The sequence below is a fragment of the Cypionkella sp. genome, assembly GCF_036782355.1.
Taxonomy (GTDB): domain Bacteria; phylum Pseudomonadota; class Alphaproteobacteria; order Rhodobacterales; family Rhodobacteraceae; genus Cypionkella.
This window is the reverse complement of the sequence record NZ_DAIPZF010000007.1, coordinates 14,290-27,275: the sequence shown is the minus strand read 5'-3', so window position 1 is coordinate 27,275 and position 12,986 is coordinate 14,290. Positions and strand designations below refer to the sequence as shown.

At 61.0% G+C, this 12,986-nt stretch carries 13 protein-coding genes; 8 read left to right on the top strand and 5 right to left on the bottom strand.

Going from position 1 to position 12,986, the window contains the following annotated elements; genetic code table 11:
* Positions 1 to 24: 24 nt before the first annotated feature.
* Entirely contained in the window at positions 25 to 555 is a 531-nt protein-coding gene (locus V7Q10_RS04090) for a L,D-transpeptidase family protein (RefSeq protein WP_333867777.1), read from the top strand.
* A 47-nt stretch (positions 556 to 602) separates the two neighbouring features.
* On the opposite strand, the gene V7Q10_RS04085 is transcribed toward V7Q10_RS04090, so the two are convergent.
* A complete protein-coding gene (locus V7Q10_RS04085; RefSeq protein ID WP_333867776.1) occupies positions 603 to 1,115 on the bottom strand; it encodes a CAP domain-containing protein in 513 nt (170 codons plus the stop codon).
* A 195-nt stretch (positions 1,116 to 1,310) separates the two neighbouring features.
* On the opposite strand from V7Q10_RS04085, the gene V7Q10_RS04080 reads away from it, so the two are divergent.
* Positions 1,311 to 1,916, top strand: coding sequence for a L,D-transpeptidase (locus tag V7Q10_RS04080; protein WP_333867775.1), 606 nt, complete (start codon positions 1,311 to 1,313; stop codon positions 1,914 to 1,916).
* 282 nt (positions 1,917 to 2,198) lie between these two features.
* Entirely contained in the window at positions 2,199 to 2,381 is a 183-nt protein-coding gene (locus V7Q10_RS04075; protein ID WP_333867774.1) for a hypothetical protein, read from the top strand.
* Between the two features lie 88 nt (positions 2,382 to 2,469).
* Here V7Q10_RS04075 and hemH read toward each other — a convergent pair whose 3' ends face one another.
* On the bottom strand, positions 2,470 to 3,528 hold the full coding sequence (gene hemH, locus V7Q10_RS04070; protein ID WP_333867773.1) for a ferrochelatase: 1,059 nt from the start codon (positions 3,526 to 3,528) through the stop codon (positions 2,470 to 2,472).
* 46 nt (positions 3,529 to 3,574) lie between these two features.
* Complete coding sequence (locus V7Q10_RS04065; RefSeq protein WP_333867772.1) at positions 3,575 to 4,363, bottom strand: methyltransferase domain-containing protein; 789 nt, start codon at positions 4,361 to 4,363, stop codon at positions 3,575 to 3,577.
* 23 nt (positions 4,364 to 4,386) lie between these two features.
* Between V7Q10_RS04065 and V7Q10_RS04060 the strand changes: the two genes are divergently transcribed.
* From V7Q10_RS04060 to V7Q10_RS04040, 5 genes are read left to right on the top strand one after another with little or no spacing between them, the layout of a single operon-like run.
* Entirely contained in the window at positions 4,387 to 5,109 is a 723-nt protein-coding gene (locus V7Q10_RS04060; protein WP_333867771.1) for a double zinc ribbon domain-containing protein, read from the top strand.
* A gap of 36 nt (positions 5,110 to 5,145) precedes the next feature.
* Entirely contained in the window at positions 5,146 to 5,397 is a 252-nt protein-coding gene (gene grxC, locus V7Q10_RS04055) for a glutaredoxin 3 (protein ID WP_333867770.1), read from the top strand.
* Positions 5,397 to 6,227, top strand: coding sequence for a carbon-nitrogen hydrolase family protein (locus V7Q10_RS04050; protein ID WP_333867769.1), 831 nt, complete (start codon positions 5,397 to 5,399; stop codon positions 6,225 to 6,227). Before grxC ends, V7Q10_RS04050 begins: the two co-directional genes overlap by 1 nt.
* Positions 6,224 to 6,670 carry a MarR family winged helix-turn-helix transcriptional regulator gene (locus V7Q10_RS04045; RefSeq protein WP_333867768.1) on the top strand — a complete coding sequence of 149 codons (447 nt, stop codon included), beginning with the start codon at positions 6,224 to 6,226 and terminating at the stop codon, positions 6,668 to 6,670. Before V7Q10_RS04050 ends, V7Q10_RS04045 begins: the two co-directional genes overlap by 4 nt.
* A 2-nt stretch (positions 6,671 to 6,672) precedes the next feature.
* Positions 6,673 to 7,506, top strand: a complete 834-nt coding sequence (locus V7Q10_RS04040; protein WP_333867767.1) for a YihY/virulence factor BrkB family protein — start codon at positions 6,673 to 6,675, stop codon at positions 7,504 to 7,506.
* Here the strand turns inward: V7Q10_RS04040 and V7Q10_RS04035 are convergent.
* Positions 7,500 to 11,018 carry a translocation/assembly module TamB domain-containing protein gene (locus V7Q10_RS04035; RefSeq protein WP_333867766.1) on the bottom strand — a complete coding sequence of 1,173 codons (3,519 nt, stop codon included), beginning with the start codon at positions 11,016 to 11,018 and terminating at the stop codon, positions 7,500 to 7,502. The genes V7Q10_RS04040 and V7Q10_RS04035 overlap by 7 nt on opposite strands.
* Positions 11,015 to 12,829 (bottom strand): autotransporter assembly complex protein TamA, encoded by a 1,815-nt coding sequence (locus tag V7Q10_RS04030; RefSeq protein ID WP_333867765.1) that lies wholly within the window; start codon positions 12,827 to 12,829, stop codon positions 11,015 to 11,017. The genes V7Q10_RS04035 and V7Q10_RS04030 overlap by 4 nt, the downstream gene beginning before the upstream one ends.
* Positions 12,830 to 12,986 lie beyond the last annotated feature (157 nt).

Genomic DNA, 12,986 nt, shown 5'->3' with positions numbered 1-12,986 from the left:
AAACACAAAAAACGCGGGCAGATCATGCATATTTTTCGTATCCTCTTGGTTGTGCTTGCTGGGCTGGTGCTGACCGCCTGCGACTCCAAGTTCCAAACCTATAACGGCCCCACCGTAAATATGATCGAGGTGCATAAATCCGAACGCAAGATGTATATGCTGCACGACGGTCAGGTGGTGAAAACCTATGACATCAATCTGGGAGGCAACCCGATTGGGCATAAACAATTTGAAGGCGATATGAAGACACCAGAAGGCGTCTATTACATCAGCACCAAGAATCCAAAATCCAGCTTTCATTTGTCTTTGCAGATCAGCTATCCAAATGCGGCCGATCGCGCCTATGCTGCGGCTCAGGGCAAGCAACCGGGAGGCGATATCTTTATCCACGGCGGCCCGCGAACCAAAACACCGCAGCCCAAGCGGCGATTCTGGCAGACTGCCAAGGAAAAACCCTCGGATTGGACCGCCGGTTGCATTGCTGTGACAGATCGTGAGATCGAAGAGATCTATGCCATGATCAGCACCCGCACCCCGATCCGCATTCTGCCCTGAAAAAGGGGCCACTGCGGCCCCCTTTCTGATCATAAGGCCGCAAGGTTTCAGCCGCCTGTAAGCAGCGTCCACCAGATCTTGCCCGAGGTTTCTTGATACCAGGCAAAGCCAAGCTCGCGCGCACGCGGATCAAGAATGATGGCGCGGGTGTCGGGGTCTTTCATCCAAGCCGAAAGCGTCTCCAGTTCGGTCTGGAAGGTCTCGGAAATCACTTCACCAAGGAAGGTGCCGGTGTAATTCACCCGCTGCACCCGCAACAGCGGCGAAGAACCGTCAGAACCGAAATGCCACGGCCGGTTTTGCACCGCCATATCGCGCGAATGGGTCAGGCAGGCCGCATTCAGAGCCGCATTAAAGCTGACCGGCTGCACGCCGCGCGCCGCGCGCAGGCTGTTCACCGCATCCAGCAAGCGAAACGGAATCTCAGAGGCCGTCGCAGCATTGATCCGATAGACCTGCGGCAACGCATTGCCGCTCGAATCGACCGCAGGCGCAGAGGTTACGCAGCCTGCCAAAAGAAGTGTCGCGCCACCTGCGATTAAGGCCGTTCGTCTGTTCATATTTATACCCTAGCAAGCCATTTTGGCTTTTTGATTGCCCGTACTTATCGAAATTACGCGCCATATTCAAACTCTAGTCGGCAAAAACACCGCAAGGCCAGCGTCTCCTTGCCGAATGACGTTCCTTTGATTTGCGGCTTTGGACGCGAAAGCGTAAACAGCCAAAAAGAGCAGCTATAAAAGGGAGATCTGCGGATGACCGCCGAAACTCGCGAAACAGTGAATCGTCGTATGTTCATGGGGGGCGCCGCAACCGCGCTGACCGCCGCCGCAGTACCGGCATTTTCCCAAACTATCGGCAGCACCGAGGCCGATACGCCCCTGCTTGGCCCTGTACGCAACAATCTTTCCGGGTTTCGGATGCTGAATTGGCAGGATTATTTCGACAACACCCGCAATGGTGTGATCCTTGCCGATCTGACCTCGCGCGCGGTGCATTTCTGGTCGGAAGATCAAACGATTTACAAGCTTTACCCTTCGTCGGTGCCGATCAGCGAAGAATTGACCCGCCGTGGCATGACCGAGGTGATCAAAAAAGTGGTCAATCCGACTTGGACACCGACGACAGATCAGCGTCGGCGGCATCCAGATTGGCCGGACCAAGTTCCTGGCGGCTCGCCCGATAACCCATTGGGCGTGCGCGCACTTTATCTTGGCTGGCCCGCCTATCGCATCCACGGCACCCATGACACCCGCAAAATCGGGCGTCGGTCTTCGGGCGGCTGCGTCGGGCTATATAATGAACATATCATCGAACTTTTTGGGCTGGCCAAAGTTGGCACCCAAGTTCGGCTGCTCTGAAAAACATCTGTACAAACGGATAAGCTGCGCGAAAGAAGCCCTATTCTTTTGCAGTGTGCCTTGCTCTTCACAGGGGTAGGCCAGCACTTTTTCACACCCAAGCGGTAAATGGCGGAAAAGTGTTGCTAAATTGACGAAATCACGGCGTCCTGTTGCGCGTTCGATTTTGTCGGAGTTGCTTTTCCCCAATATGACAAGGTAGATGTGCGTTACGAGGAATATTCTTGGGTGCAGGCCGTCGCCTCTGCGAATTCGGCGGTTTGCTAAAACTGGAGAACACAAATGAAAAAGATCGCTCTTGCTGCCGCTCTGACGGTTGCTGCTTCCACCGCTTTCGCTGGCGGCATGGTTGAACCTACTATGGAACCAGAAGTTGTTGCACAGGCAACCTCCTCTTCGGCAAGCGGCATTGTTGTGCCTTTGCTGCTGTTGGTTGTTCTGGCAGCTGCAGTTTCGTCCAACTAATCGTTGGTCAGAACTTGGAAAGGGCGGCAGGGCAACCTGCCGTCCTTTTCTTTTGCGCATCCCTCTTTTGCGCCGCCGGCCAGCTGGGTTAAATCCAGCCCGCCAGATTCTCTTCGATCACCTGTGTCAGGGCTGCAATATGCGCGGCCTCGTCGTTCAGGCAGGGAATATAGGTAAAGACCTCACCGCCCGCATGTTCAAAGGATTCGCGGATCTCGCCGTTGATTTCCTCTAGCGTTTCAATGCAATCGGCGGAAAACGCCGGCGCCATCACTGCGATGCGCTTTTTGCCCTGCTTGGCCAATTCGGCGACATGGTTCACCGTATAGGGCTTCAGCCATTCTTCGCGACCAAAGACCGACTGAAAGGTGACGTCAATCGCGCCCTTGTCCCAGCCCAGCCGTTCGCGCAGCAGTCGCGAGGTTTTTGCGCATTGGCAATGATAGGGGTCGCCCTCCATCAAATAGCGGATCGGCATGCCGTGATACGAGGTCACAAGCACATCGGGGCGATGATCAAGCCCGGCATAGGCGCGCTCGACCGATTGCGCCAAAGCCTCGATATAGGCGGGATGGTCAAAGTATTCTTTCACCGTGCGCGCCGCGGGCTGGCGCTTTTCACGCATCAACGCCGCGAAGAAAGCGTCATTGGCGGTGGCCGAAGTCGCCCCCGCGTAATGCGGATAAAGTGGGAAGAACAAGATCTTTTCGCAGCCAGCCGCCACCATGGCCTGCACCTTGGACTGCGTCGACGGATTGCCGTAACGCATTGCAAAGTCTACCATAATCTCGTCACCATGCTTGGCCTTGATCGCGGCGGCAATGGCTGCGGTTTGGTCTTTGGTGATGGTCAGCAGCGGGCTTTCGTTTTTCTCGTGGTTCCAGATTAGCTTATAATTCGCGCCCGAGGTGAAGGGGCGCTTGGTCAAGATGATCAGCTGCAACAGCGGCTGCCAGATCCAATCCGAGATATCGACGACGCGCTTGTCCGACAGAAATTCGTTCAGATAGCGCCGCATCGACCAATAGTCATAGCCGTCTGGCGTGCCAAGATTGGCCAGCAGAACGCCGATCTTCGGCGCTTTCACCGTTGGGTGATCAGCGGGGGCATGGGCAAGGCGGCCCGTGCCTGCGGGAATATCGGTCATAGCAACTCCTCTTGTTCCCCCCCAGATAACGCAGCTTTGGCTTGGGTCAACTGGGTTTCGTTGCGACCTTTAGCGCATCTTCCAGCCGCGAGATCGCAGATCCCGGTCGCAGCGGCTTTTGCTGGGTCTCATGCGGGGCCCAGCCGGTCAGGGTGATGATCTCGAATGTCGCGGGGATCAGGCCTTCGGCGGTGGCGAAACTTTGCGCATAGATCTGGGCGGCGCGGTCAAAGACGGCGCGGCTTGTCGGGCGGCGCAGACGCGCGTGCAGCGCATTGCCTTCGCCCATCGCGCGCAGATCGCGCATCAGATGCGCGGCATCGCGGTAAAGCACGGTCTTGGCAAAGCTATCGGCCACCGGCAGCGCAAAGCCTGCGCGTTGCAGCAAACCACCCAGATCGCGGATCTCGGCCATGGGCAGCACGCGAGGCGACAGCCCGCCGGTGACCTCGGCTTCGGCCTGCGCAAGGGCGGCGCGCAGCTCGTGCAGGGTTTGGCCGCCAAACAGCAGCCCCAGGAACAGCCCATCCGGCCGCAGCGCGCGGCGACATTGCACCAATTGCCCCACGGGGTCATTGGCCCAATGCAAGGCCATCGCATGCACCACCAGATCAAGCGATTCGGGCTGTAGATCCAAGGTCTCGGCATCGGGAATTGTCTGGTATGGCTGCCAAACCTGCGGAAATCCGGTGACGATCCGCGCATCCGTAAAGGTTTTGTTAACCTCACTCAGGCGATCCTGCACTTCGAACACCGCCTCTTCTTGCAAAAACAGCGCCGTCGCGCGGGCGCGGTGCAGGGTCAAGGCGGTGCGGTCGGTCAAAAGTGGCGTCATGGCGCGGACCATAGGAGTGTGGCATGGGAATGCAAGATCTGCTGCATCTGATCTATCCGCCGCAGTGCCTGACCTGCGATGCGCGGGTGACCACCGATTTCGGGCTTTGCGGTCCCTGCTGGGCGCAAACGCCGTTTATCGCCGGATTGGTTTGCGACCAATGCGGCACGCCATTGCAGGGCGACACCGAAGAGCAGCAGGCGCTTTGCGATGATTGTCTGACCATCGCGCGGCCTTGGTCGCAGGGGCGGGCGGCCTTGCTTTACAAAGACAATGCGCGGCGGATGGTTCTGGCGTTCAAGCATGGCGACAGGCTTGATCTGGCGCGACCTGCGGCGGCTTGGTTGCTGCGCGCGGCACAGCCCTTGTTGCAGCCCAATATGCTGGTGGCGCCGATTCCGCTGCATTGGACGCGGCTGTTGAAGCGCCGCTATAACCAAGCCGCGATGCTGTCGCGGGGTTTGGCGCGGGCGGCAGGCTTGGAACATTGTCCCGATCTGCTGATTCGTCGCCGCAACACCCAGAGCCAAGAGGGGCGCGGCCGCGACGACCGCTTTGCCAATATGGCCGAGGCTTTGGCCGCCCATCCGCAGCGCGCAAAGCGGATCGAGGGGCGGCATATCTTGCTGATTGACGATGTGATGACCTCTGGCGCCACCTTTGCCGCAGCGGCAGAGGCCTGCATTGCACAGGGCGCAATTGGGATATCTGTTCTTGCACTGGCGCGCGTTGCTAAGGATGCCTAAATCCCTATAGTCACCTCTGACCATAAGGATGCTGCGATGAAAGCTGTCGAGATTTACACCACCCGCACCTGCCCCTATTGCGTCGCGGCCAAAGGCTTGCTGACCAAAAAGGGCGTGGCCTTTACCGATATTGACGTCGGCGGCGACCCCGCCTTGCGCGCCAAGATGACCCAACGCGCCGGCCGCACCTCGGTGCCGCAGATTTTCATCGCGGGCAGCCATATCGGCGGCTGTGATGATCTGCATGCGCTAGAGCGGTCGGGCAAGCTTGATGCGATGTTGGCCTGATGCGCGTCGGCTTGGTGCAATTGACGGTTAGCGATGATCCTGCCGCCAACCTGACCCAAACCCTGCAGCACCTGCGTGCGGCAGCGGCGGGGGGTGCGGGCTTTGTGCTTACGCCCGAATGCACCAATATGCTGTCGTCAGACCGCGCGCATCAGGGCAGCCATCTGCGGCACGAGGCCGAAGATGAAACCCTGGCCACCCTGCGGGCCGAGGCGCAGGCTTTGGGGGTTTGGCTGTTGATCGGCTCGCTTGGGCTTTTGACCCAGGATGCCGATGGGCGCTTTGCCAATCGGTCGTTCCTGATCGCGCCTTCGGGCGAGATTGCGGCACGCTATGACAAGATTCATATGTTTGACGTCGATGTCTCAGAAACCGAGGTTTACCGAGAATCGGCGGGTTACAGGCCCGGTTCTGCGGCGGTTTTGGCCGAGACGCCCTTTGCCAAAATCGGGCTTTCGGTCTGCTATGATCTGCGCTTTGCGCAGCTGTTTCGCAGGTTGGCGCAGGCGGGGGCACAGATTTTGACCGTGCCCGCCGCCTTTAACCACATCACGGGGGCGGCGCATTGGCATGTCTTGCTGCGCGCGCGGGCGATTGAAACCGGCTGCTTTGTGCTGGCACCGGCGCAGACCGGCTTTCACCCCGAAACCCATGGCAAGGGCCGCAACACCTATGGCCATTCGCTTGTGGTTGCACCTTGGGGCGAGGTTTTGGCCGATGGCGGCACCGAAACGGGCGTGACCTTTGCCGATCTTGACCTGACGCAGGTTGCCAAAGCGCGGGGCCGTGTGCCCAGCCTGCGCCATGACCGCGAGTTCACCGGGCCATGACAGATAAGACCGACGATCTGGCGATCACTTTGTTTGGCGAGCTGTTCATGGCCGATCAGCTGGCGCGCAACCGAATCTCGAAGGCGCTGCCAAAGGGCATGGAGCTGTCGCATTTCTCGGTCCTGAACCACCTTGCGCGGTTGAATGATGAACGCACGCCAGCCCAGCTTGCCCGCGCCTTTCATGTCACCCGTGGCGCGATGACCAATACGCTTGCGAAGCTGGAATGGGCGGGCCATGTGCATGTGCGCCCCGATTGGGATGATGCGCGGCAAAAGTTTGTCGCGCTGTCGCCCTCGGGCCGCCAAGCGCGCGATGCCGCCGTCGCCTCGGTTGCGCCGCTGATTGGCGAGGTGGTCAAGGCCTTAGGCCAAGAGCGCGTGCGCGCGGTGCTGCCGGTGCTGCGCGAAATGCGGCTGCGGCTGGAACGGGACGACAGCTAGGGATGTGGCAGCTGCTTCCCCTGCGCCTGCGCCACGCCTTACTGGGCTACTACCGCCGGATCGAGCAGGCCGAGATCGACCTGATCGCCGCGGGCGTGGCGTTTTACGCCTTTCTGGCGATTTTCCCTGCCGCAGCTGCGATCATCGCCATCTGGGGGTTCGTCTCAGATCCTGCGGTTATTCAACAAGAAGTCGCGCTGTTGAAAGGGTTTTTGCCGCCCGAGGCCTTTAGCCTGATTTCCGATCAGATCACCGCTTTGCTTGCGGTGAACAGCGGCAATCTGGGGCTGACGACGCTGGCCTCGACCGCGCTGGCGCTGTGGTCGGCGCGCGCAGGGGTGGCGGCGCTGATGCGCGGGCTGAATGCCATTCACCATTTGCCGAACCGTTCGGGGCATTTGCACCAGCTGCGCGCCTTGGTACTGACCTTTGTTTTGGTGGGCATGGTGCTGTCAGCGATGACGATTGCGGTGATTTTGCCGCTGATCGTGGCCTATCTGCCCGATATTGCCCAGCGCTTTGCCTTGGCAGAAACCAATCTGGTCTTGGGCATTGTCGCGGGGGTGCTGGCGGTGGGTCTGGCCTATCGGCTGGGGCCAAATTACACCACCAGCCGCACGCCGCTGTTGTCTTGGGGGCTCTTGGTGGCGGTGGTGTTGTGGTTTTTCGCCACCCGCAGCTTTATGCTCTATCTGGCGAATTTCCCGTCTTATAACCGCGTTTATGGCTCTATCGGGGCGGTGGTGGTGCTGCTGATCTGGCTTTATGTCAGCGCCTATGCCGTGCTTTTGGGCGCGGCAGTCGATGCCGAGTTGAACGGCGAGCCGGATCAGTAATCTTTTTGCAACAGCACCCCAAGCCCGGTGCTTCCTGTCGATCCCGCCTTGGCCTGTAGCTTGATGGATTTGCTGATATCAAGGTTCAGGTTGATCTGGCTTTGGCCCTGCTGATCGACGGAGACTTCGGAATAGACCTTTTCGCTGATGTATTTGCCCGCCGTCACTTGGGTCGACCCATCGGCACCGGTTTTCACATCCAGATTGTCCAGCCCCACGCCTTTGCGCAGCTTTGCGATCACGCCATCGCCGCCGCGCCCCGCCAAAGTGGCCACGGCGCTGGCAAGTTGCAGTGCTTGAAACGGTGACAGCGTTTGCAAGCCACGGCCAAACAGCAGTTGCGCCACCACTTCCTCTTCGGGCAGCTCTGGCACCGAGGTAAAACTAACCACGGGGTCAGAGGCCGGACCGATGATGCTAACGCCCGAGGTGATGCCATCGTTTTGCGTCGTCGCGGCGATCTGGACATAGGGCGTCAGCGTGCCCTGCATCTGCAAAAGCGCCTCGGTCAGCTCCAGCCGCTTGCCCAAAATATCCAGACGGCCGCGAATAAGGCTAAAGGCACCAATCGGCACCACGGCATTGGTGCTGCCGGTCAGACGCAGCTCGCCGCCCACTTCGGCATCAAGCCCGCGCCCGCGCACAAACAGCCGGCTTGGGGCCGAAAGCACCACATCCAGCCCAAAACCCGCGCCGCCGCCGCTGCTGGGTTTCGCCTGCGCAATCAGCCCTGCCCGCGCACGGGTGGCATAAACCGCGGCAGGCTCGTTGATATGGCGCAGATCAGCCAAGCCCGAGGCGCCGCTTACGCCGGTTGAAGGCACGCGCAACTCGGTCTCATTCAGCGCAATGCGGCCGGCAATCTGCGCGCCGCCCGTCAGCGGGCCGGTCACGCGGAGCTGACCGTTCAGCCGCGCCTCGTAAAGATCAGGGTCGCGCAGGATGACGCTTTGCAGATCAACCGTCAGATCGCCCGCATAGGGCGCGCGCAGTTCGGCGGTGCCCTGAACCGCAATCCGCCCCCCCGAGGAAACATCCAAGCTAGAGACCACAACCGCCCGCCCCGCCTGCAAGCCAAGCTGCGCCGAGATATTGCGCAGCGAGAATTTCAGCGCCGGATCAGCAAGCTGGCCTTGACTAAGCGTCACCGGCCCCGACAGCGAGGTCAGCTGCAACGGCCCCAGCAGCCGCAGATCAAAGCCAAGCTGGCCCGACACACTGCGCGGCGCGATAAAGGCATTGGCCAAAGCCGCCCGCGCTTGGCCTTTGATCGTCAGATCTGCGGTGTCAAAGCCCTTGGCAAGGCTGCCCTTAACGCTTGCGTCAATCTGGCCCGGCCCCTTTGCGGTCAGATCCAAGGTGGTGCCCTTGGCATCTTGCGCCGCGGTGCCTGTCACCGTCAGCGGCCCCGGAAATTCGGGCAGCAACAGCGCCAGATTGGCGAGCCTTGCATCCAGCTTCACGCGCTGCAGGCTGCCATCCAGCGCGCCGCTGGCTGTCACGCGCAGCTGCGGATTGCTAAGATCGGCGCGGTTAATCTGCACCTGACCCGCGTTCAGCGCCAGCTCAAGTGCCAGCTGCGACGGCCCTGCAAGCAGGCTGTCAATCTGCGCCTGCCCCAGCTGCAGAGATTGGCCGGTGGCCGTCAGCGTCATCTGCGCCTGTGCCTGCGTGCCGGTCAGATGCGCCTTGCCCGACAGGCTGCCGCGATAGCCCGCGCCAAGGCTTTGCAGATCGGTAAAGTTCAGCGTCGCCATCACATCGCTGCCCGCCGAGGCAAGCTGCCCCTGCGCGCTTGCGGTCAGGCTTTGCGCCTGCAACGTCAACTCGCGCAAAGCAACGCCCGTGGTGTCGCGCAAAACCGAGGCGCGCAGCAGCGCAGAGCCGCGCAGCACCGAATCAAGCGGCGCAATCCCAGCGCGCATGTCCTGCCCCTTGGCGGTGGCTTGCAGATCAAAAGCCCCGGTGATCGGGCTGCCGCTGCCTGTCAGGCTGACATCCGCCGCCCCGCCCAAACCGCGCCCCGCCAGACCCGAAAGCCGCGACAGGTCTTGCATTTCGGCGCTGGCTTGGCCGCTGATGGCAAAAGCGCCCGCAAGTCCCGTGATCTGACCCGAGGCTTGGGCGGCATAATCCTCGCCCTGCACGGTCATGCGCCCCAGCGTCAGATTGCCCGCACCTTCGCGCCAAAAGCCCAGCGCATCGCCCCAGATCACCGACCCCAAGGCCCGCGCCAAGGCCTGATCGCGCGGATCAAGCCCTTCGGCGCTGTAGCGGAAACTGCCGCCAACCTGCCGCTTGCCAGCCACCCGCGCAATCCGGCCCGAGCCATCAAGCGACAGGGTGCTTGCACGGAAATCGTCTCTGACAAGGCCAGAAATGGCGATCCTGCCCGCCCAGCCTTCGCCCTGCGCCGCATTATATGAAAGCTTCAAATCGGCACTGCCCACCCGAACCTGCTGCGCTGTGGTCAGCGGCAACAGCACCGCACCCCCCGCAGGATCGGCAATGCGGCCCGTCAGCGCAAAGCTTTGCGGCAGCCCATCAGATTTGACCAAAAGCGCGCCATCCAACCGTAGGGCCTTCGCGCTCAGATGAAACTGCGGCAGGTTCAGCCCACCATCCGCCGTCCGCGTGCCCGCAAGCCTTAGGGCAACTTGATTGCCGAAAAACGCGGCATAGTCGGGCAGAAACAGCGGCGCCATATCGCCCGACAGATCGGCCGCAAAGCCCTGCCCGCCGCCTTCCGCGCCGGTCAGCACCACCTTGCCGCGCAGGCGATCGGTCTGATCGGTTTGCAGGCCGATATCGGCGGTAAAATCCGTCAAAGGCCCGTCGCCCTTGATGCTTAACGACAGCGAGGGCGCCTCGGGCAGACCCAGTTTCACCGCCGCAAGCCCGCCTGCACCCTCTTCGGCCAGCAGATCAACCTTTAGCCGCTGATCCCGATTGGCATAGCTGACCGTCAGCGCAATCTTGCCCTGCGGCCCCGCGCCCGATCGTTGCAGCAACAGGCTGGCCGCCCCCTCGCCGCCGCCAAGTTGCATCGAGGCTTGCAGCTGCGCCTCGACCGCTTGGCCCAGCACCGTCGGCCCAAGGCTGATGTGGTCGGCCATGATCTTACCGATGCTGATCGAGACCGGCAGGTCTGGCAGGGAAAACTGGCCCGCCTCGGGCTTGGCCGCAGCCGAGGGGGTTGGCAGGCGCGCAAGCTCGATGTCCTTGGCGGTCAGCGCCGTCACCACCACGGCGCCGCGCAGCAAAGACGACCGGCTCCAATCCAGATTAACGCCGCGCAGCGTCAGCCAAACGCCCTGATCATCGGCAATCGTCAGGCTCTCAAGACTGGCGGTAGACGACAGCGCGCCCTGAAATCCGGTGACCGTTACCTTGCGCCCCGCCCCGGACAGCGACTCCTCTAGAAAAGCGGTCAGATAATCGCGGCCATCAGTTTGGGCTGTCGCAAAAAGCGGCACTAAGATGGCAAAAATGGCAATTATAATCCGCTTCAAAACGCTTGCCCCAAACCAACATAGACCTGCGCCCCGGCCCCCGTGCTGCCGCCCACCGGCAGCGCCACATCCAGCCGGATCGGCCCGACAGGCGTGGCATAGCGCAGGCCCAGCCCCGCGCCTGAATGCCAATCGCCCGCCTTAAAGAACTGGCGCGCATCCACCCGCCCGATGTCGAAAAACCCTACAAGGCCCAAAGACTCTGTCACTTTTGCCCGCGCCTCGAACGCCCCGCCCACAAAGGCCTGACCCCCCGTGGTAAATGTTGCACCCGCGCTGTTGCGCAACACATCGACACCCAAGGACTGATAGGGCTGGCCCCGCACCGTGCCCGGCCCGCCCGAATAAAACAGATAATCGCGCGGCGTTCCGGCAAGGCTCGCGCCAAAAACCGCCCCCGCTTGCAGCCTTGCGGCCAGCACAAAGCGACGGCCGGCATCAAGGTTCTTATATCCGCGCAGATCCAAGCTGGCCCGCGCACCACTGTCGGTAACGCCGTAGCCCAGAAACGGTTTCAGCTCTGCCGCGGCGTAAATATTGCCGGTCGGATCGGTCTTGCTGTCGCGCAGATCCCAAACCAAACCCAGCGGCAATGACAAAGCGCGATACAGGGTCTTGCCGCCACTATCGGTCACACGGGAATAATCAAAGGCCAACGCCGCTGTGCCGGTCAGCTTGGGCGAAAAGATATGCTCCAGTCCAAGGCTGGCGGTGAGGTAATTGGAATCGTAATCCACCTCTTGCAGCCGGCCAAAGCCTGCGCCCACGGTCAGCGTCGTATCGGCGTCAAAGGTGGCAGGGCGCGCAAGGCTGCTGCCAAAGCTATAGTCGACGCCGCCGCTTTTGGTGCCGATATTCTTGATTGCGCCATCAAAGGTCAGCCGCTCTGCACCACCAAACAGATTGCGGTGCAGCCATTGCCCGGTCAGCGACAGGCCCTCAGCGCTGGCAATCTCGGCGCCAAAGCTATAGCGCCGCCGCTTTTCCTCGACCAATTTGGCGGTAATGCCCAGCAGATCCGGCGCGGTGATGGCGTCATCTTCAACCAGCGTCACCGATTTGAACACACCCGTGCGCCGCAAGCGCTGCGCCGCGGTGTCCAAATCACGCGGGCGAAACAGCTGCCCCTCTGGCAGACCGGCAATCGCGCGCAGACGGGCCGGCTTCATCCGCTCGGCGCCCTCGATCTGCAAAGCGCCAAACCGCAGCTTTGGCCCCGGGTTGAGGGTGATATGTGCCGCCAAGCTGCTGCCCTGATGATCGGCAATCAGGCTCTGTTTCGCCACTTTCGCCTTGGCATAGCCCAGCGTCCGCCAAGCCGTCACACCCGCCGTCACCGCCTGTATCACGACGCCGCTTTCAGCCGGCTGGCCCAATGCAAAGCCTTCCGGCAAAACCGTTGCCGCAGCCAAAGGCGCCAGGTCAGCGCTTGAAAAGCCAAAGACCGGCCCGGCTTCCACCGCGACCCTAACCACCGAAATCGACTTCGGCGCGTTTAAAGGCGCAATCGAGGCCGCCTCGATGCCATCAAGATAAACGTGGATCACCGCCGAATAATGCCCACCCGCATAAAGCCGGTTCAGCAAACTGCCATATTCCGCCCGCGCATCAGCAAAAATCTCTTGTGCCGAGACCTTCCCCGCCTTTTGCGAGGCCAGCAAAACCGAGGCCGCTCGCAATTCGCTTTCAAGCGCCGAGGGCGCAGCCGTCACCGCAAAGTCCAAACGCTCCAGCGCCGAAGCCGCCCCCGAAGCCAAAAGCCCCGCAACCGCCCATCCCGCCGCGATTGCCCTGCCCCTGACACGCCTCATGGTCTCTCCATCTTGGTTGCGCGCAGTATGACCTCTTGCCCCACAAAGCACAACGCAAGCAAAGATCACAACTGATTGCACGACTTGCTCTGGCGCATTTCCGCTATAGGTTCAAACAATAACGCGACGCGCCCCAGCTTGCCAAAACAGTCTTGGG

Excerpts from the sequence above, each read along its gene's own strand:
- V7Q10_RS04075 (WP_333867774.1), top strand. The coding sequence starts at position 2,199 with ATGAAAAAGATCGCTCTTGCTGCCGCTCTGACGGTTGCTGCTTCCACC.
- V7Q10_RS04060 (WP_333867771.1), top strand. The coding sequence starts at position 4,387 with ATGGGAATGCAAGATCTGCTGCATCTGATCTATCCGCCGCAGTGCCTG.
- V7Q10_RS04090 (WP_333867777.1), top strand. The coding sequence starts at position 25 with ATGCATATTTTTCGTATCCTCTTGGTTGTGCTTGCTGGGCTGGTGCTG.
- V7Q10_RS04085 (WP_333867776.1), bottom strand. The coding sequence starts at position 1,115 with ATGAACAGACGAACGGCCTTAATCGCAGGTGGCGCGACACTTCTTTTG.
- hemH (WP_333867773.1), bottom strand. The coding sequence starts at position 3,528 with ATGACCGATATTCCCGCAGGCACGGGCCGCCTTGCCCATGCCCCCGCT.
- V7Q10_RS04065 (WP_333867772.1), bottom strand. The coding sequence starts at position 4,363 with ATGACGCCACTTTTGACCGACCGCACCGCCTTGACCCTGCACCGCGCC.
- grxC (WP_333867770.1), top strand. The coding sequence starts at position 5,146 with ATGAAAGCTGTCGAGATTTACACCACCCGCACCTGCCCCTATTGCGTC.
- V7Q10_RS04080 (WP_333867775.1), top strand. The coding sequence starts at position 1,311 with ATGACCGCCGAAACTCGCGAAACAGTGAATCGTCGTATGTTCATGGGG.
- V7Q10_RS04040 (WP_333867767.1), top strand. The coding sequence starts at position 6,673 with ATGTGGCAGCTGCTTCCCCTGCGCCTGCGCCACGCCTTACTGGGCTAC.
- V7Q10_RS04045 (WP_333867768.1), top strand. The coding sequence starts at position 6,224 with ATGACAGATAAGACCGACGATCTGGCGATCACTTTGTTTGGCGAGCTG.
- V7Q10_RS04030 (WP_333867765.1), bottom strand. The coding sequence starts at position 12,829 with ATGAGGCGTGTCAGGGGCAGGGCAATCGCGGCGGGATGGGCGGTTGCG.
- V7Q10_RS04050 (WP_333867769.1), top strand. The coding sequence starts at position 5,397 with ATGCGCGTCGGCTTGGTGCAATTGACGGTTAGCGATGATCCTGCCGCC.